Below are 17,154 nucleotides of genomic sequence, written 5' to 3' on the forward strand. Positions count from 1 at the left end.
CTGTCAGGTTTTTCGATGCCCGAGCGAAACCGGGACTGCAATACGTCAGCGGTCCGGACGCGAGGGTATGGACACGGCATCTCGGACGACGACGCGTGACGGACTCGTCGACCGCGAGACGCTCCTGCTCGGGGCGGTCGACGTCTCCGTCGTCGTCGCGTTCGTCGTCGTCGGACTGCTGAGTCACGGCACCGATCCGATCACGGAACCGCTCGCCGCTCTCGAGACGGTCGCCCCGTTCGTCGTCGGCTGGCTCGCGATCGCACCCCTCGCGGGGGTCTACACGATGCGTTCGACGTCGCTCGCTCACGTGACTCGCGTGACGACCGTCGCCTGGATCGGGGCCGCCAACGTCGGGTTGATTCTCCGATCGTCGCCGCTGTTCGAGGGGGGCTCGGTCTGGCCGTTCAACCTCGTCATAACCGGGTTCGGCTTGCTGACCCTGGTCGCGTGGCGAGTCGGCTACGCCGTGGTCGCGAGTCCCGACTCCTGATCGGGCCCCGAACGGACGACTCGGGCGGGGTCCGGACGCGTCGATCGCGGTCTCTTCCCGTCGACGTATCGAGGTTCGGACACGCTTCGAACCTGATCGGCGAAGCGAGTATCCCCGGTCGGTTCCGGCCCGATCTCGTCCGATCGCACGAAAGTCGTCCGAGAATGGCTGCCCCCTGCGTTTTTGCCCGTTCGCCGATCGCCGTGAGTCGTCGATGCGAACTCGGATTTCCCTCCCCGACGACGAATATCGAACCACCATATACGAAATGAATTCCTCATAACTTATGGGAAACCAGCGCTTCGAATACGAGTGACAGATCGATCCGGTATAGAGCGATTATGGGAAACACTTATATGCCTATTTTCCATACTATAGGATAGATTATGACTGGATATTACGACATTGTTCTTGGCCTCATCCCAGTCGCACTGCTCGGAATCACCGCAGCGTTGACACTCGTGGGAATCGCGTTGACTGCTGCCGTTCCGATAGGTGCCCTGGTCGCGATGGCGATCATCGGCCATGCAATGTTCGTAAATACCCCCGCGGACGTCTCCGACGAGGCCCAGTCCACTCGGCCGCCGCTCAACGCGGACTGAGTTCGGCTTTCGCCCTCCTTTTTCCGTCTCCGTTCCGTCTGGTCGGGTATGACCGACACGTTGTTTCTCACGAGTGCTGACGTCCGTGACCTCGCGACCCCAGCGGCGTACATGGACGCGGTTCGTGAGGGGTATCGACAGCGCGGAAACGGAGCCCCGGCCCAGCCCCGATCGAAGTTCCTCCGGGGGGATCCCGAGGGGATGTTCACCAGTTACGCGGCCATCCTCCCGGAGACGGGGGCGATGGGCGGCTACATGTACAGCGCCGGGTTCGGAGCGGAGGACGCCTGGTTTATGACACCGCTGTTCGACGCCGACAGCGGCGAACCGCTCGCGTTACTCGACGGGGCCAGCATGAACCCCTTCAAGACGGGTGCGGCCGGCGCCGTAGCCGTCGACGAACTCGCCCGCGACGACGCCGAGACGATCGGTATCGTCGGGACGGGGGCTCAGGCCCGGGGCCAGTTGAAGGCGACGGCGACCGTCCGCGAGTTCACCGACGTGCGGGTCTACTCGCCGACGCCCGAGAACCGCGAGCGCTTCGCCGCCGACTTCGACGACGCGCTCGAGGCGACCGTCCGTGCCGTCGACTCGAGCGAGGCCGCCGTAGGCGGAGCGGACGTGGTGATCACCGCCACGACGGCGAGCGAACCGGTCTTCGACGGCGACGCGCTCGCCCCCGGAACGCACGTGACTGCGATGGGCCAGTACAGTCGGGACGCGCGGGAACTCGACACGACGACGATCGAACGGGCGACCTACGTGCCGGACCTCCGCGAGCGCGCGACGTTCGACGCCGGGTCGTTCCTCGCCGCGCTCGACGCGGGCGTCGTCACGGAGGACCACGTCCACGCGGAACTGGGCGAGGTCGTCGCCGGAACCGAACCGGGGAGAACGAGCGAAGACGAAATCACCGTCTTCGACAGCGGCGGGACCGGCATCGAGACCGTCGCGGCGGCATACATGCTCTACGAGCGCGCACGTGAGGAGGGCCGGGGGACGGAAATTTCGTTCGCCCCGGCCAGCGAGGCCCTCACCGGGTGACGATCGGTTCCGATCCCGCAGCCGTCGCTCGTCCGGAACCGCTAGACACCGGCGCGCGACCACTCCTCGTCCGGCCCGCCTCGCTCGTATCGAGCGCCCTGTCCACACTCGGGACAGCCGAACCGCTGGTACCCGACTTCACTTCCGATGACCGGAATCGTTTTCTCGGTTCCCCCGGCTCTGAACTCCATCTCGACGCCACAGAGCGAACACGTGGGTGGTTCCAGGGTGGGTTCGTTCTCGACGGACATGGTTCACCCCGTTGTATGATACCATTTGACGCACCTTAGACGTTCGCGTCCCCTCGTTCCTCAGTCGCCCGCGGGACGAACCTTGAACCCGTACCGGGTGACACCTTCCTGCGTGTAGACCCGGCGGATCGTCGTCTCGATCCGATCGCCGACCGCGAACGCCGACGGCGCGGCGTCGGTACCCATCGCGGGGACGCTGACGGTCTCACCAGCCGCTTCGGCGTCGAGTGCGACGATCGCGGCCGCGTAGTCCCCGGACTGGGCTTGCTGTTCGGCGAACTCCGGCGGTGCACCGCCCTGGGAGATGGTGGTGACGGCTTCGATCGTTCCCGATCCCGGGAGTTCGACGGTCTCGTAGCCGGCGAGCGATCCGCAGTCGTCACAGGCACCCTCCGGCGGGAACGCGAGCGCCTCGCAGTCGACGCAGCGCCCGGCCGCGAGCCGGTATCGTTGCGGGATCGATCGCCGCCACGACGGTACGCTGACGTAGGCTCCGCCGCCCGACGGCGGCCCGGACGTGACGATCCCGCGCCGGCGGAGGTACTCGGCGTACGAGAGCGAGGCGCCCCCGTCGATCGCGATCGTCGCCGGCACGTCGGCGGTCGGTTCCACGACGAACGCGTCGGCGGCCCCGCCGCTCCCGTAGCCGACGGCGAGGATCGATTCGTGGCCGTCCGCGATCGCGCGAGCGAGCGACACCGGGACGCTCGCGGCCCCGAGATCGCCGAGGTCGTGGACCGTCGCACACGCCCCGATCTCGTCGGTCCCGACGCCCGCCGCGCCCGCTGCGCGGTACGGGAGCTTCCCGTCGGGTGCCTGGATCGCCGCGGCGTCGGGGTCGGGTGCCGTTTCGAGCCCGTCGACCGCACCCCCGATCGTCTCGGTGAACGCCCGCCGATCGTACTGAGTGACGCCCAGTCCCTGCGTTTCGTCTGCACCGGCGTTCCGGAAGCGAGTTCCGGGGTACGGCGCCGCGTACTCGGCCCGATCGACGATTTCCGCTGGCCCATCGCGCTCGAGGACGAACGCCGCGGCGCCGGCACCGGCGGCGTGGTCGATCGCGTCGTCGGGATCGCCCCGCGGCGCGTCGGCGACGACGACCAGTCCGCGGCCACCCGTGGACGCGATGGCGTCCATGCCGGCCCAGAGCGCGCGGGTCCCGGCGCGGGTGCTGCCGGTGAAGAGTTGCCGGGACGCGTCTTCCGGGAGCGCGAGCATCGCCCCGAGTCGGGCGGTCAGGTCACCCTCCTCGAGCGGCGGGTTCGCGGTCGCGAAACCGAGCCACGAGAGGTCCTCACCACCCAGATCGGCGGCTTCGAGCGCGCGGTTGGCGGCCTCGAACCCCATGGTCAGGGCGTCTTCATCGGCGGCAGGGACGGCCTTCTCGTTCACGCCAGCGGCCTGGAACTGCCCCCAGGCCTCCTCGAACGCCTCGGCGGTGATCCGGAACCGCGGCGCGTACGCCCCGACGGCGGTGATCGCGGTCATCGTGCGCTCACCTCCGTTTCCTTCTCGAAGACGTGGACAACGGCAGCACCGCCGCTCCCGCCCACGTTGTGCGTGAGTCCCCGTGTCGGCTCCGCGACCTGCCGCTCGCCCGCTGCGCCGGAGAGCTGTTTGAACGCCTCGACGACCTGCCCCGCACCGGTCGCGCCGATCGGATGTCCCTTCGATTTGAGGCCCCCGGAGGTGTTGACCGGCAACTCGCCGCCGAGTTCTGTCGTGCCGGAGTCGATCAGCTGGCCGGCCTCGCCGCGCTCACAGAACCCCAGGTCCTCGTAGGCCAGCAGTTCGGCGATGGCGAAGCAGTCGTGGACCTCCGCGAAGTCGAGGTCTGCGGGTTCGACGCCGGCCATTTCGTAGGCCGACTCGGCGGCACGCTGGCTCGCGGGGACGCCGGTGTAGGAGTCCCGCTGGAAGAGCCCGACGCTGTCGCTGCCGGCGCCGACGCCCGCGACCCGGATCGGCTCGTCCGTGTACTCGTCGACGACGTCCTCGCTGACGACGAGCGCGCAAGCGGCCCCGTCGGAGGTCGGACAGCAGTGATAGAGGTTCAGCGGGTCGGCGACGATCGGTGCCGACTGGGCGTCCTCGAGCGAGCACTCGAACCCCAGCTGAGCGTGGGGGTTCTTCGCGCCGTTCGCGTGGTTCTTGACGGCGACCCGCGAGAGCTGTTCGCGGGTCGTACCGTACCGTTCCATGTGGACCGAGGCCATCTGGGCGTAGACGCCCGAAAAGGTCGTGCCGGAGAGCCGCTCCCACTCGGTCTCGCCGGAGACGCCGAGCCAATACTTCGTCGCGTCCGAACTCGTGTCGGACATGACCTCGAACCCGCCCGCGAGGACCACGTCCGCCATCCCCGACTTGACGGCCTGGACGGCCTGTCGGACCGCGAACCCGCTCGCGGCGCAGGCGTTCTCGACCCGCGTGCAGGGGACGCCGTCGAGTCCGACGTGTTCGGTCACCGCCGGTCCGGAGAGGCCGAGCTGGCGACCGCCGACGCCCAGGTTGCCGACGAACGCCTCGTCCACGTCCGCCGGGTCGATCCCCCTCGGAACGCTCTCGACGGCGGCTTGGAATGCCGTCCGGAACAGCGATCGATAGCTCTCTTCGGGGAAGGCCCCGTACTCGGACTGGCCCGCTCCCACCAGGTACGCGTCTCGCATACTGGTGGATCTACCTCCAGCACTCAAATAAGTACACGATCGATCGTGTGCTACCTGCTGGAGGGTCGTGCTCGCTGGCTCCGGATCGGACGCCTTCGAATTCACGGTCGAAATTGCGGGAGTGGCTGTCCCTGTGGGCTCTATCAGGAGCTTCGACACTGAACTGCCGGTCGATCGGCTCGGCTGTGCGACAGCCACGGCCTCGGCCGCATCGAAATCATTCCCGTGCTCGTCCCGGTGGTGCCAGCGTTCCGGAAATCCTGGGAGCGAACTGCGCGGTACGAGTCGCTACTGTCGGGCGTCTTCGGCTGATACCCGGACGTCTTCGGCCCAGACGTTCTCGTAGGCGGCGACTACTCCCGGTCAACGACTCTTTGGCGACCAATTGCTCTCACGATCGGTGCCGAGGTTCAAATTGCTTCGGCCCGTACGAGGAAATATGTCCCGTGCAGCCGAGTTGGCGTCCGTCCTCGCGGACACCGACTCGCTGGTCATCGTCTGCCACGACAACCCCGATCCGGACTGTCTCGCCAGCGCCCTCGCTCTCGAGACGATCGCGACGGAACAGGACGTCGCCGACGTGCAGATCGCCTACGGCGGCGAGATCTCACACCAGCAAAACCGGGCGTTCGTCCGCATGCTCGACATCAGTCTCCAGCCCCTCGCGGAGACCGACTTCGCGGACGACGCTCGGATCGCGTTCGTCGATCACTCCCGTCCCGGAGTCAACACCGAATTCGACGCAGCCGAACCGGACATCGTCGTCGACCATCACCCCGGGCCGGCGGTCGACGCGACGTTCGCCGACGTCCGGGCCGAGTACGGTGCGACGGCGACGATTTTCATCGAGTATCTGTCGGATCTCGACGTCGAACTGACCACGCGGCTCGCGTCGGCCCTGCTCTTTGCGCTCCATCGCGAACGACTGGATTTCCTCCGGAACCCGACCCGTCGCGAGTACGAGGCCGCCCTCGCCGTTTTTCCCGACGCCGACCTCCCGACGCTCGAACAGCTGTACGGGAGCGCGTTCTCGGCGGCGACGATCGACGCCATCGGCCGGGCGATCGGAAGCCGTAAACGCCGGGGCTCCACGATGGCCGCGAGCGTCGGAAAGACCACCGAGAGTGACGCGCTTCCGCAGGCGGCGGACTACCTGCTCAACCTCGAGGGCGTGGACACGGTGCTGGCCTTCGGCGTCGTCGACGATACGGTCCGGCTCAGTGCGCGATCGATCGACCCGGAGATTGACATCGGCAGCGTGCTCCAGGAGGGGTTCGACGAACTCGGTTCCGTCGGGGGGCACCACGATATGGCCGGCGGTCGCATCGACGTGAAGGGGTTCGACGGCGACCTGTCCGCCGACGAATCCGACGACGTGCTGGCGATCGTCGACGACCGCCTGGCAAGGCGGTTCTTCGAGGCGCTCCAGGAGGACGAGTAGGGATCAGTCGATGTCGATCGACTGTGACTCGGTCGACGGATCGTGTTTCGGGAGTCTGACCGTCAGGACGCCGTTGTTGAGACTCGCTTCCACGTCGTCGGTCACGACCGGTTCGGGAAGCCGAAGTTGCCGGCTGAACGACTGCTGTTTCCGCTCCTGGCGGATGAACTGTTCGTCGCCTTCTTCGACCTCCTGTTCACGCTCGCCGGTGATCGAAAGCCGATCGCCGGAGAGTCGGAGATCGATGTCGTCGGTTTCGTAGCCGGGAACGTCGACGGTGACGACGAACTCGCTTCCCTCGTCCGCGAGGTCGAGACTCGTCCCCGCCGTGTCGGTCGAGAGATTGAACTGCGATCGGTCCTCGAGCCCCGTCTCCCACGATCGAGTCGCGGTCTCGAACTGTCGGTTCAGTCGCTCGAGCAGGTCTTCGATGCCGTCGAACGGACTTGGTCGGTCTGCCATGGTTTCACCTAGCAACGTAGGCGGTCGACGGCGAAAAAGGCCATCCGCGACGTCCGTGACGGTCAGTCCGCGGAACACGTTCTGTCCTCCGATTGCGGCAGAACCGAAGGGTGGGCTGGACGTTTTTACGCTCCTCGACGTAGGGGGGGTATGACGAACGCACTGTTTATCGTCAGCGAAGAGGGCTACTGGGGAGAGGAATGCGTCGAACCGCTCGAGACCCTGTCCGAGGCAGGGGTCGAGATCACCGTCGCGACGCCGTCGGGGAACAAGCCACGGATCGACGAACGATCGATCGACCCCGACGAGGTCGGCGAGGAGACCGCCGAGCACGTCCGGGAGGTCCACGAGACGGACGAGCGACTGAACGATCCGATCCCGACCGCCCGGGCGGACGCCGAGGCCTACGACGCCGTCGTCTTCCCCGGCGGCCACGGGACCGAGTGGGACATCAACCAGGACAGCCACGCCCGCGAAATCCTCCGGGACACGATCGAGGGCGACGGCAAGGCGATGGTCGTCTGTCACGCGGTCGGCATCCTCGCGTTCACGCGCGACAGCGACGGCGCCTTCCTCGTCCGCGATCGCGACGTCACCGGCTTCCCCAACGAGTGGGAGGAGGGGATCGTCGACGAGAACGACTGCATGCCCGACGGGCGCAAACTGCCCTACTGGGTCGAAGACGAAGTGAAAACCGCGGGCGGCAACTGGGACGCCGAACTCGACCAGGACACGAGCGTCACCGTCGACGGCGACCTCATCACGGGTCGCGGCCCCGGGTCCTCACGTGCGGCCGCGGAGACGCTGCTCGACGAACTCGGCGTTTAGGCGGAGACTTCGACCGGCCTCCGTCGGGGGCTTCGGACCGCACCGATCGGACTCTCGCCGCTGTCGAGTGCAATCGATTTTGCTTTCGAGACCGTACTGCCGTACAGCAACGATGTTCCCGGGACCGTTCTCGAATCGGTCGATCGTCTCCGACGAGATGAACCCCTTCACGCGGGCGTACCGGGACGTCGTCATCTACGACGACGCGGGCGCGGACGACGCGCTCTACGAGGGCCCGATCGTCGTGCATCCGAACGGATGGATCGAACTCGAGGGACAGCGACTGCTCTCTCCGGCCGCCGTCCACCACATCGACATCTACGACGAAGCCGAGAATCCCGGCGCGGAACACGAGAGACCTGACGGCGATGGCGGTGACGATTATCGGACCAACCGGTTCAGCCCCCAGTAATCGGTTCGCGTGCCACGCTGACAGTGGTGTAGGCCTCCACTCCCGACGGCGTCTCTCCCACGTGGACGTCAGATCCCGACTGGATTGCCGACCACGCCAGGGTTTAGGCTGTTGCAGGGGATGGGTCACCTATGGAGTACACACGGCTCGGTTCGACGGGGACGACGGTCTCGAAACTGTGTTTCGGAACGTGGCGGTTCGGTCGCGAGACCGGTGGAGTCGTCGAGACCGATCGGGAGCAGGCCCACGCCCTGCTCGACGCGGCGTGGGACCACGGCATCAACTTCATCGATACGGCGAACGTCTACGGGACGCCACACGGCACGGCCGAGGAGTACGTCGGCGACTGGCTCGCCGATCACGATCGGGAGGACTTCGTCGTCGCGTCGAAGGTCTACTTCCCGTTCGACGGCTGGGGTGAGCCCGGCCCGAACGACTCGGGGCTCGGGCGCAAGCACATCCGCGCCCAGATCGAGGGCACGCTCGATCGCCTCGGAACGGACTATCTCGACCTCTACTACATCCACCGCTGGGACGAGGACGCGCCGATCGAGGAGACTCTCTCGACGCTAACCGACCTCGTCCGGGAGGGGAAGATCCACTACCTCGGAGCCTCGACGATGGCCGCCTGGCAACTCACGAAGGCGCTCTGGACGAGCGACGTCGAGGACTACGAACGCTTCGAGGTCACACAGCCGCTGTTTCACGCCGGTTACCGCGACGACGTCACGGACTATCTCGACGTCTGTGCCGACCAGGAACTGGCGGTCTGTCCGTACTCGCCGCTCGCGGGCGGCTTCCTGACCGGCAAGTACGAGCGCGTCGACGAGGACGACCCGACGCAGTTCGAAGGCCCCGACGGTGCGCGCGGCTCGCTCGACGATCGGTTCGAGGACTTCTACCTCTCCGAGCGCGGCTGGCACGTCCTGGACGAGATTCGCGCGGTCGCGGACGAACTCGACGCCACGCCGGCACAGGTCGCCCTGCGCTGGCTGATCGAGCAACCCCAGTTCACCTGCGTGCCGATCGTCGGTGCCCGGACGGTCGAGCAACTCGAGGAGAACGTCGGCGCGATCGACGTCTCGCTGTCCGACGGCCAGTTCGATCGGATCGTCGACGCCCGCTACGACGAGGCTGGCGAGCGGTGGGGACACCGGTCCTGACCTGCAACGGAGCGAATCGCGATCGGCGGCTGGACCTCACGGGATCGATCGGCCGCAGCGGTGATCACCGCCGAAACGTGGTATCGAGGGGGAAACGTACAATCCAGAAGACATTCGCTTCGCCGATGGGAAGGCGCTTTAGGGAGCACGTCGTTGCCCGATCCGATGAGGCGACGGACGATCCTGGCCAGCGGTGGTGTCCTCGTGGGGACGGTCACCGCTGGCGTCGCGAGCCAACCGTCGGGAAACGCTCGTCTGCTGGCGGCGGCCAGGGAACCCGGTGACGCGGGCGCGGCCAGTACGACCACTGAACCCATTCTTCCCGGAACCGCTCACGAGACGCCCCTGTTCGAGATCGACGCGCCGCGAGACGGCCCCACAGCGATGGTATTCGGGGGCATTCACGGGGACGAGCGAAGCGGCATCGAGACCGCTCACGAGGTCACCGACTGGCAGCCGGACGCGGGCACGCTGGTCGTCGTGCCCGAGACCAACCGCGTGGCCGTCGAGAACGGCGAACGCGAGGGCGTCGACGGCGACCTGAACCGCCACTTCCCGGTCGACGGCGAACCCGCGAGCGAACTCGCACGCGGCGTCTGGGACGCCGTGGAACGTCACGATCCCGACGTCGTCCTCGACCTCCACCGATCGCTCGGGATCTACGGGCTCCACCGGGAGTTCGTGGGACAGGCGATCTTTCACTCGCCGGCGGCCCGCGGCGACGCGCTCGCCGACGCGCTCGACGACGTCGCCGTGCCGTGGTACCTGCCGTTGCACCGGTTTACGGCACGCGAGAGTTCCCTCTCGGGGTCGTTGCTCTTCCAGAAGGCCGCCCGCGACCTCGGGGCCAGCGCGTACCTCTTCGAGACGACCAAGTTCCTGCTCGATCGGGCGACGAGAGTCGAGATGACGCGACTGGCGACGGCACACGTCCTCGCGATGCACGACCTGCTCGACGCGGAGGGTGTGGGATGAGAGCGACGCCGGATTCGCTGCGACGGGTCGCTGCCAGCCCCGCGACGATCGGGACCTACGCCCTCTTGATCGTCCCCTTCGCCCTGGGCTGGTTCGATGCACGATTCTTCTCGCCGCTCGCGCTCCCGGGCTACCTGCTCTACGGGATCGGCACGGCGATCGGCAACGCCCTCGCGCCGCGGTTCGAGTTCTGGATCTACTGGGTCCCGTTCCTCGTCGGCTCCTACGGGGTCGCGAGCGTCGTCGGCGTCGGCTACGAGTGGTGGCGCGACCGGAGGGCAGACGATTCGCGCGGCGGACCGTGACGGTGCGGTGGCGGGTCCGGATCGATCCCGGGGGAACGTCCCACTCTCGCGTTCGGTCGCGTTACTGCGAATCAGTCCCTTTTTACGCGACGCCGGGGAAGGATCGGCTATGAGTTTCGAGGAAGACGATCGCGTCGTTCTGCACGACGAGCACAGCGAGTTCGACGGAGAAACCGGGACCGTCACCCAGACGATGGAATCGATGTTCGGGGACGTCACCTACACGATCAGCTTCGAGGACGGACAGGAAGCCGGCGTGCCGGAGGACGCCCTCGAGGCAGCCGACGAAGACGAAGACGACGACGACGAGTAACCGGGTCGCTGGCTGCGAGCCAGTCACTCGAACCGCGATCGGACCACACAGATGCCACAGATCCCGCTTCACTACGTCGATTTACGCACGTTCTGCTACGCCACGGAGGACGAGAAGCGCGTCGTGGAGGCGCTTCGGACCTTCCTGCCCGAGGAGTTCGAGATCGAACGGGTCGAGAGCGAAGGCCACTACGGCGATCGGATCCTCGTCCTCTCGGCGCGGGTCGAGAAGGCCGACGACATCCGGCACGTCCTCTCGCGACTGGCCGATCTCGAGGAGTTCGATCGCCTGATCGACGAACTCGACGAACGGGTGACCGAGAACACGGAACTCTTCTTGCGACTGGACAAACAGGCCGCGTTCGAGGGGACGGTTCGACTCGGCGAGGGCATCACCTTCCGTGCGAAAGTCGAAGCCTACCCCGCGAAGAAAGAACAGGCGGTCGAGAACGCCGAGGAAGTCCTCGAGCGGTTGCGCGAGGAGGACTGACCCGCGTCCGAACCGAGTCGCCGTTCCGGAACGGAATGCGGTCGTGACCCCCGGTATTCAGTCGATCGACCTGCCAGTACTCCGGAACGTACTTGACTGGCCAGTCAGTAAGTTAGAGTAGCAATCGAATGGCGGACGAGACGATCGACGATCTCATGAATGCGACGTATCGAGCGCTCTGCAAGCACGGCTACGCGGCGCTGACGATGCAGGATATCGCCGCGGAATCGTCCAAGAGCAAGGGGACGCTGCACTACCACTTCGACGGCAAGGGGGATCTCCTCGAGTCGTTTCTGGCGTCTCTGCTCGATCGATTCGAGGAGCGAACCGAGCGGGTTCCCGGCGAGACGCCGGCCGATCGACTCCACGCGCTCTTCGACGAACTGCTGACGCCGGCGGACGAGGAAGCCGCCGAGGAGTTTCGAACGGCGGTGCTCGAGATCAAGGCTCAGTCGCCGTACAACGAGGCCTACCGCGAGCAACTCCAGGAGTTCGACCGTGCGCTGCACGACCGGATCGCGGACCTCGTCGACGCGGGGATCGAGGCCGGTGAGTTTCGGGCGACCGTCGATCCGGACGAGACCGCGGAGTTTCTCGTCACCGTCTTCCACGGCGGCCAGACCCGGGCGGCGGCGGTCGATCGCTCGCTCGATCGGACGAAGGTGTCCGTCCACGAGTACATCGACCAGGTGCTGCGATCGGACGCGGAGACCGGTAGGGGTGCTGCCACCGACGCCGACTCAGCCGACACGGCCGACGATGGCCAGCGGGGCGCTGACGAATGAGTCTCGGGGATCGCCTCTCCAGCCTCTTCAAGAGCCGCGAGGAATTCGATCTGACCTCGGGCGGCATCGCGCGGCCGCTGTTTTACCTCTCGTTGCCGATCGTCGTGACGAACCTGTTGCAGACGGCGTACAACCTCATCGACACGTTCTGGCTCGGCCAGTACAGCACGAACGCGCTTGCGGCCATCAGTTTCGCGTTCCCGATGGTGTTCCTGCTCATCTCGGTCGGGATGGGGCTGTCGGTCGCGGGGAGCGTCCTCGTCGCCCAGCACGTCGGCGCGGGCGAGGAAGCCGAGGCGGAGTACGCCGCCTCCCAGACCGTGGCGCTGTCGCTGTTGGGGGCGTTCATCATGGGGATCGTGGGCTACGTATACGTCGAGGACCTGCTCTCGCTGTTCGGTGCCTCGCCGGAGGTGTTGCCGCTTGCCACCGACTACATGCAGGTCATCTCGCTCGGCCTCGCGTTCCTGTTCGGCTTCTTCGTCTTCATCGCGCTCATGCGCGGCTACGGAGACACGATCACGCCGATGCTCGTGATGTTCGGTTCGGTTCTGATCAACGTCGTTCTCGACCCGTTCCTGATCTTCGGCTGGGGACCGTTCCCCGAACTCGGGATCCAGGGGGCGGCGATCGCGACGGTCTTCTCGCGCAGCCTCGCGCTCGCCGTCGGCCTCGCGATCATGCTTCGAGGGACCAGAGGCGTCCGGATCCGATTGGGGCAGATGCGCCCGGACCTCTCGTTCGCGCGGAAACTCGTCGGTATCGGCGTCCCCGCGTCGGTCGAGGGGATGGGTCGGGCGCTGTCGATCAATCTGTTGCTGGTCATCGTCGGCCTGTTCCCGACGACGGTCGTCGCCGCCTACGGCATCGGGACGCGCGTGTTCTCGGTCGTCTTCCTGCCCGCGATCGCGATCGCCCGGGGCGTCGAGACGATGACCGGGCAGAATGTCGGTGCCGGGAAGCCGGATCGCGCCGAAGCCGCCGCCGACTTCGCCGCCCGCACGATGTTCGTCGTCCTGGGTGCGTTCGGCGTCGTCGCGTGGGTCGGCGCACGGCCGATCGTCGCCGCGTTTACCACCGATCCTGAGGTCGTCGATGTCGGCGTCACCTTCCTCCGGTACGTCGCGCCGACGTTCGGACTCATCGGCGTCATGCGCTCGTACAACGGCAGTTTCCGCGGGACCGGGAAGACGCTGACCGCCGCGGGGATCGTCCTCGTGATTTACGCGGCGGTCCGACTCCCCGTCGCCGCGGTGCTCTCGCAGACGATCGACTACCGGGGCATCTGGATCGCGTTCGCCGCCTCGAACGTCGTCGGTGCCCTCCTCGCGTACGGCTGGTACCGCAGGGGAACCTGGCGAAACGCGGACGTGACGGCCGACGGGGCGACGCCCCAGTTCAGCGAGGACGTCGAGGTCAGCACCGACGACTGAACGGTGTTCGATCCGATCCGCTCTCCGATCGGCGGCTCCGCCGACGGCGACCCGTCTGGACGAGCGGGGGCCTTTTGCCCTCCGCCCGTAATCCTGACTGTATGGAAGTCCACGTCATCGGTGACGACCCGGTTCGCGAGGAGGTCGTCGCCGCCCTCGGAGACGTCGACGTCACCGCTCGAGACGCCAGCCCGACCGATCTCGCCGACGCCCGGTTCGCGGTCGTCAGCGACGTCGCCGGCGCGACGACCTTCGACCGCGCGAACGCGGCCGCCCGATCGGGCTCGACGCCCTGGATCGCCGTCGAAATCGGCGGCGTCGGGGGCGTTCCGATCGACGCCGTCGACGCGGCCGTCTCCGGCTTCGCACCCGCGACCGGCTGTTTCGACTGTCTGAGCGCCCGCGTCGCGTCGACCGTCGGCGAACCGGCCGAGAAACCCACGGCCGATCGGAGTGCAGCACGGCTCGCCGGGGCCGTCGCGGGCCGGGAGTGCGTCCGCGTCTTCGCCGGCGAGGACCGATCGATCGTCGGGCACACGGTCGAACTCCCGCACGAGCGACGACGGTTCCTCCCGGTTCCGGGCTGTGACTGTGGAACCGGCGAGCGAGATCGATCGCTCGGCCGCGACGACGACGCGTTCGACCTCGAGACCGCCGTCGAGCACGCAGAGGGGGCGATCGACGATCGGGTCGGACTCGTCACCAGCATCGGCGAGGCCGAGTCGTTCCCCGCGCCGTACTACCTCGCGACGACGGCCGAGACGCGGGGGTACAGCGACGCGAGCGCGGCCAGTCAGGCGGCCGGCGTCGACGAGGACTGGAACGCCGCGTTGATGAAAGCCGTCGGCGAGGCCCTGGAGCGCTACTGTGCCGGCGTCTACCGGGACGACGACTTCGTGCGCGCGAGCGAAGCCGATCTCGAAACCGCGGTGGCTCCGACCGCGCTCGTTCGCCCGGACGACGCGCCGGAATACGACCCGAGCGAGGAGTACCGGTGGGTCGAGGGCGAGACCCTCGACACCGGCGAGACGGCACACCTGCCCGCGGCGGCGGTCCAGTTCCCGCAGCCCGGCGATCGGCTGGTGCCGGCGATCACGACCGGACTCGGGCTCGGCTCCTCGACGGTCGACGCCCTCGTGTCGGGACTGACGGAGGTCCTCGAACGCGACGCGACGATGCTCGCGTGGTACTCGACGTTCGAGCCGTTCGAACTCACCGTCGAGGACGAACGCTTCGTGGCGCTCGAGCGTCGGGCGACGAGCGAAGGACTGTCCGTGACGCCGCTGCTGGTCACGCAGGATATCGACGTCCCGGTGGTGGCGGTCGCAGTCCACCGCGCCGACGAGGTCGACGACCCCGGCGCGTCGGACGCCTGGCCCGCGTTCGCGGCCGGGTCCGCGGCAGGGCTCGACGCCACCGACGCAGCGACGTCGGCACTCGCGGAAGCGCTGCAGAACTGGATGGAACTCCGGAGCCTCGGTCCCGACGAAGCGGAGGACGCCTCCGGCGCGATCGGCGAGTACGCCGCCTTCCCGGAACCGGCACGGGCGTTCGTCGAGACCGATCGAACGGTTTCCGCCGCGAACGTGGGTCCCGATCCGGTGCCGACGGGGCGTGACGCGCTCGAGACGCTCGTCTCGCGGACGACCGAAAACGGGCCGACGCCGTACGCGGCACGACTCACGACGCGTGACGTCGAACAACTGGGATTCGAGGCGGTCCGGGTCGTCGTGCCGGGCGCACAGCCGCTGTTCACCGGCGAGCCGTTCTTCGGCGAGCGGGCCCGATCGGTCCCGGACGACCTCGGGTTCGAACCGCGGCTCGATCGCCCGTTCCACCCGTACCCCTGAGCGGGGTCGATCGGGTGGCGAAGCGGACCTACGACGCGTTCGCGTCGTTGCCTGCCGTCGCGTTCTCGTCGCCCTCCGCCGACTCGTTCTGCGCCTCGTCCTCGTCGTAGACGACCTCCAGTTCGACGTCGTCTTCGTAGACGGTGATCAACACGAGTTGCGCGTCGGGGGAGATCCGGGCGGTGTCGACGGAACTCGACTCCTCGCCCTCGAACCGGATCACGCGGAACCGCTGTTCGATCTCGTCGAGGTGTGGCGGATGGACGAGTTCGTTCGATCGGACGGAGTAGTTCTCGTCGTAGGTCTGTCGGTCCGTTCCGATCTCGTAGGCTTCGAGCCGGATGTTCTGCGCTCGATCGCTCTCGTTGGTGATCTCGATCGGAATGCGCCCCCGGACGCGACCCTGGTAGTAGCTCTGGATCCCCTCGACGCAGCCTGCCAGTCCCGCCAGGGCCCCCACGCCGGCGGATCGGAGTACCGTACGGCGATTCACAGGCGGATTTCGGGGCCGGACGCACGTAGGCGTTGCCTTTCTCGGCCGACCCGTTCCAGGGCCGACGCGCGATGGTGTGACCGGTTTCAGTCGTTCCCCTGGAGGGATTTCTCGACGACGTAGCCCCACTTCTCGTACTCCTGGCGCTCGTAGAACTCGTGAACCCCGTCTTTTCCGAGCGGAGACGCGAGCGCGACGTACTCACAGCCCCGATCGGTCGCCCACGCCTCGACGTGCTCGACCAGTGCCGCGCCGTGGCCCTCGCCGCGCCGTGGTTCGTCCACGACCAGATCGTAGAGCCACGCGTGCCGGACGTGATGCAGGTGCGTCGCTTCGAGCACGCCCGCGACGCCGATCAACTCGTCGCCGTCGAACCGCCCGAAGAGATGATAGTCGTCGCCGTCGGTCCAGGACAGGATCTCGTCCCGAGCGGCGTCGGCCCAGAGTTGCCGGAGGAGCGGGACCGCCGATCGACGATCGGATTCCGTCTGCAACGATCGGATTTCCATAAAATCGCTTTTGGCCGCGCAGTAAAGAAAAACCGGGTAGTGGCCGATCCGATGGTGCGACCTCGTTCGTTTGCCCGGATTATCACTCGATATCACGAGGATTTTTATCACGATGTTCGAATGATCGCGTATGGAGAAAGTCGCGATCGACGACGTCGAGACCGAACCCAACCCGATGAAGGTCCACTCGATCAGACGGCCGATCTCGAAGGCTCTCGGGTTCACGGACTTCGCGATGAACTACTTCGAACTCGAACCCGGCGAGTCCTTCTCGGGCGGGATGCACACGCACTACGATCAGGAAGAGGTGTTCTACGTCCAGGAGGGAACCGCGACGTTCGACACCGAGAACGGCCAAGTCACCGTCGAGGACGGCGAAGTCATCCGCTTCGCGCCGGGTGACTTCCAGAAGGGGTACAACGACGGCGACGAGACAGTCGTCGGCTTCGCGTTCGGCGCACCCGGGGCCCAGCACGACTGGGAGGACCTCGAGTCGCTGGTCTACTGTCAGGACTGCGAGGAGGAACTGGGCCACAGCCTCGAACTCACCGACGATGGGGCGTTCCGGCTGACGTGCAACGAGTGTGAGAACTCGTTTATGATGGGATAATCGACTGCGGCATTTCCGGCCCCTTCTGCG

The 17,154-nt window shown here is 66.9% G+C and carries 21 protein-coding genes; 15 read left to right on the forward strand and 6 right to left on the reverse strand.

Annotation, left to right across the window (positions count from 1 at the left end; translation table 11 throughout):
- Positions 1 to 67: 67 nt before the first annotated feature.
- The 3 genes from MUG98_RS08520 (at position 68) to MUG98_RS08530 (ending at position 2,139) form a co-directional block, all read left to right on the forward strand.
- On the forward strand, positions 68 to 493 hold the full coding sequence (locus MUG98_RS08520; RefSeq protein WP_265111705.1) for a DUF3054 domain-containing protein: 426 nt from the start codon (positions 68 to 70) through the stop codon (positions 491 to 493).
- 386 nt (positions 494 to 879) lie between these two features.
- Complete coding sequence (locus MUG98_RS08525) at positions 880 to 1,095, forward strand: DUF8015 family protein (protein WP_265111706.1); 216 nt, start codon at positions 880 to 882, stop codon at positions 1,093 to 1,095.
- Between the two features lie 48 nt (positions 1,096 to 1,143).
- Positions 1,144 to 2,139, forward strand: coding sequence for an ornithine cyclodeaminase family protein (locus MUG98_RS08530; protein WP_265111707.1), 996 nt, complete (start codon positions 1,144 to 1,146; stop codon positions 2,137 to 2,139).
- A gap of 41 nt (positions 2,140 to 2,180) precedes the next feature.
- On the opposite strand, the gene MUG98_RS08535 is transcribed toward MUG98_RS08530, so the two are convergent.
- Genes MUG98_RS08535 through MUG98_RS08545 form a run of 3 tightly spaced genes read right to left on the reverse strand, consistent with a single transcriptional unit; the run spans position 2,181 to position 5,056 of the window.
- Positions 2,181 to 2,390, reverse strand: a complete 210-nt coding sequence (locus MUG98_RS08535) for a hypothetical protein (RefSeq protein WP_265111708.1) — start codon at positions 2,388 to 2,390, stop codon at positions 2,181 to 2,183.
- A gap of 60 nt (positions 2,391 to 2,450) precedes the next feature.
- A complete protein-coding gene (locus MUG98_RS08540; RefSeq protein ID WP_265111709.1) occupies positions 2,451 to 3,878 on the reverse strand; it encodes a zinc ribbon domain-containing protein in 1,428 nt (475 codons plus the stop codon).
- Entirely contained in the window at positions 3,875 to 5,056 is a 1,182-nt protein-coding gene (locus MUG98_RS08545) for a thiolase domain-containing protein (RefSeq protein WP_265111710.1), read from the reverse strand. Before MUG98_RS08545 ends, MUG98_RS08540 begins: the two co-directional genes overlap by 4 nt.
- 439 nt (positions 5,057 to 5,495) lie before the next feature.
- Between MUG98_RS08545 and MUG98_RS08550 the strand changes: the two genes are divergently transcribed.
- Positions 5,496 to 6,497 carry a DHH family phosphoesterase gene (locus tag MUG98_RS08550; protein WP_265111711.1) on the forward strand — a complete coding sequence of 334 codons (1,002 nt, stop codon included), beginning with the start codon at positions 5,496 to 5,498 and terminating at the stop codon, positions 6,495 to 6,497.
- A 3-nt stretch (positions 6,498 to 6,500) separates the two neighbouring features.
- Here the strand turns inward: MUG98_RS08550 and MUG98_RS08555 are convergent, their stop codons facing one another.
- A complete protein-coding gene (locus tag MUG98_RS08555) occupies positions 6,501 to 6,959 on the reverse strand; it encodes an Hsp20/alpha crystallin family protein (protein ID WP_265111712.1) in 459 nt (152 codons plus the stop codon).
- Positions 6,960 to 7,109: 150 nt separating this feature from the next.
- Between MUG98_RS08555 and MUG98_RS08560 the strand changes: the two genes are divergently transcribed.
- From MUG98_RS08560 to MUG98_RS08605, 10 genes are all read left to right on the forward strand, one after another.
- Positions 7,110 to 7,787 carry a type 1 glutamine amidotransferase domain-containing protein gene (locus MUG98_RS08560; protein ID WP_265111713.1) on the forward strand — a complete coding sequence of 226 codons (678 nt, stop codon included), beginning with the start codon at positions 7,110 to 7,112 and terminating at the stop codon, positions 7,785 to 7,787.
- Positions 7,788 to 7,899: 112 nt separating this feature from the next.
- The gene (locus MUG98_RS08565) at positions 7,900 to 8,199 is read left to right on the forward strand and encodes a hypothetical protein (RefSeq protein WP_265111714.1); all 300 of its coding nucleotides are present in this window, start codon (positions 7,900 to 7,902) and stop codon (positions 8,197 to 8,199) included.
- A 131-nt stretch (positions 8,200 to 8,330) separates the two neighbouring features.
- Positions 8,331 to 9,362, forward strand: coding sequence for an aldo/keto reductase (locus tag MUG98_RS08570; protein WP_265111715.1), 1,032 nt, complete (start codon positions 8,331 to 8,333; stop codon positions 9,360 to 9,362).
- 165 nt (positions 9,363 to 9,527) lie between these two features.
- On the forward strand, positions 9,528 to 10,337 hold the full coding sequence (locus MUG98_RS08575) for a succinylglutamate desuccinylase/aspartoacylase family protein (RefSeq protein ID WP_265111716.1): 810 nt from the start codon (positions 9,528 to 9,530) through the stop codon (positions 10,335 to 10,337).
- Positions 10,334 to 10,642, forward strand: a complete 309-nt coding sequence (locus tag MUG98_RS08580; protein ID WP_265111717.1) for a hypothetical protein — start codon at positions 10,334 to 10,336, stop codon at positions 10,640 to 10,642. The genes MUG98_RS08575 and MUG98_RS08580 overlap by 4 nt, the downstream gene beginning before the upstream one ends.
- A 109-nt stretch (positions 10,643 to 10,751) precedes the next feature.
- Positions 10,752 to 10,955 (forward strand): DUF1918 domain-containing protein, encoded by a 204-nt coding sequence (locus MUG98_RS08585; protein ID WP_265111718.1) that lies wholly within the window; start codon positions 10,752 to 10,754, stop codon positions 10,953 to 10,955.
- Between the two features lie 51 nt (positions 10,956 to 11,006).
- Entirely contained in the window at positions 11,007 to 11,444 is a 438-nt protein-coding gene (locus tag MUG98_RS08590) for an RNA-binding protein (RefSeq protein ID WP_265111719.1), read from the forward strand.
- A 128-nt stretch (positions 11,445 to 11,572) separates the two neighbouring features.
- On the forward strand, positions 11,573 to 12,229 hold the full coding sequence (locus tag MUG98_RS08595) for a TetR/AcrR family transcriptional regulator (RefSeq protein WP_265111720.1): 657 nt from the start codon (positions 11,573 to 11,575) through the stop codon (positions 12,227 to 12,229).
- Positions 12,226 to 13,662, forward strand: coding sequence for an MATE family efflux transporter (locus MUG98_RS08600; protein ID WP_265111721.1), 1,437 nt, complete (start codon positions 12,226 to 12,228; stop codon positions 13,660 to 13,662). The genes MUG98_RS08595 and MUG98_RS08600 overlap by 4 nt, the downstream gene beginning before the upstream one ends.
- A gap of 101 nt (positions 13,663 to 13,763) precedes the next feature.
- Positions 13,764 to 15,512: a YcaO-like family protein gene (locus MUG98_RS08605; RefSeq protein WP_265111722.1), complete on the forward strand. Its 1,749-nt coding sequence runs from the start codon at positions 13,764 to 13,766 to the stop codon at positions 15,510 to 15,512.
- A gap of 28 nt (positions 15,513 to 15,540) precedes the next feature.
- Here the strand turns inward: MUG98_RS08605 and MUG98_RS08610 are convergent, their stop codons facing one another.
- Positions 15,541 to 16,005 carry a twin-arginine translocation signal domain-containing protein gene (locus MUG98_RS08610; RefSeq protein ID WP_265111723.1) on the reverse strand — a complete coding sequence of 155 codons (465 nt, stop codon included), beginning with the start codon at positions 16,003 to 16,005 and terminating at the stop codon, positions 15,541 to 15,543.
- 86 nt (positions 16,006 to 16,091) lie between these two features.
- Entirely contained in the window at positions 16,092 to 16,514 is a 423-nt protein-coding gene (locus tag MUG98_RS08615; RefSeq protein ID WP_265111724.1) for a GNAT family N-acetyltransferase, read from the reverse strand.
- Between the two features lie 130 nt (positions 16,515 to 16,644).
- On the opposite strand from MUG98_RS08615, the gene MUG98_RS08620 reads away from it, so the two are divergent.
- Positions 16,645 to 17,124: a cupin domain-containing protein gene (locus MUG98_RS08620; protein ID WP_265111725.1), complete on the forward strand. Its 480-nt coding sequence runs from the start codon at positions 16,645 to 16,647 to the stop codon at positions 17,122 to 17,124.
- The last annotated feature ends 30 nt before the right edge of the window (positions 17,125 to 17,154 follow it).

This window comes from Halosolutus halophilus, from assembly GCF_022869805.1.
GTDB lineage: Archaea > Halobacteriota > Halobacteria > Halobacteriales > Natrialbaceae > Halosolutus > Halosolutus halophilus.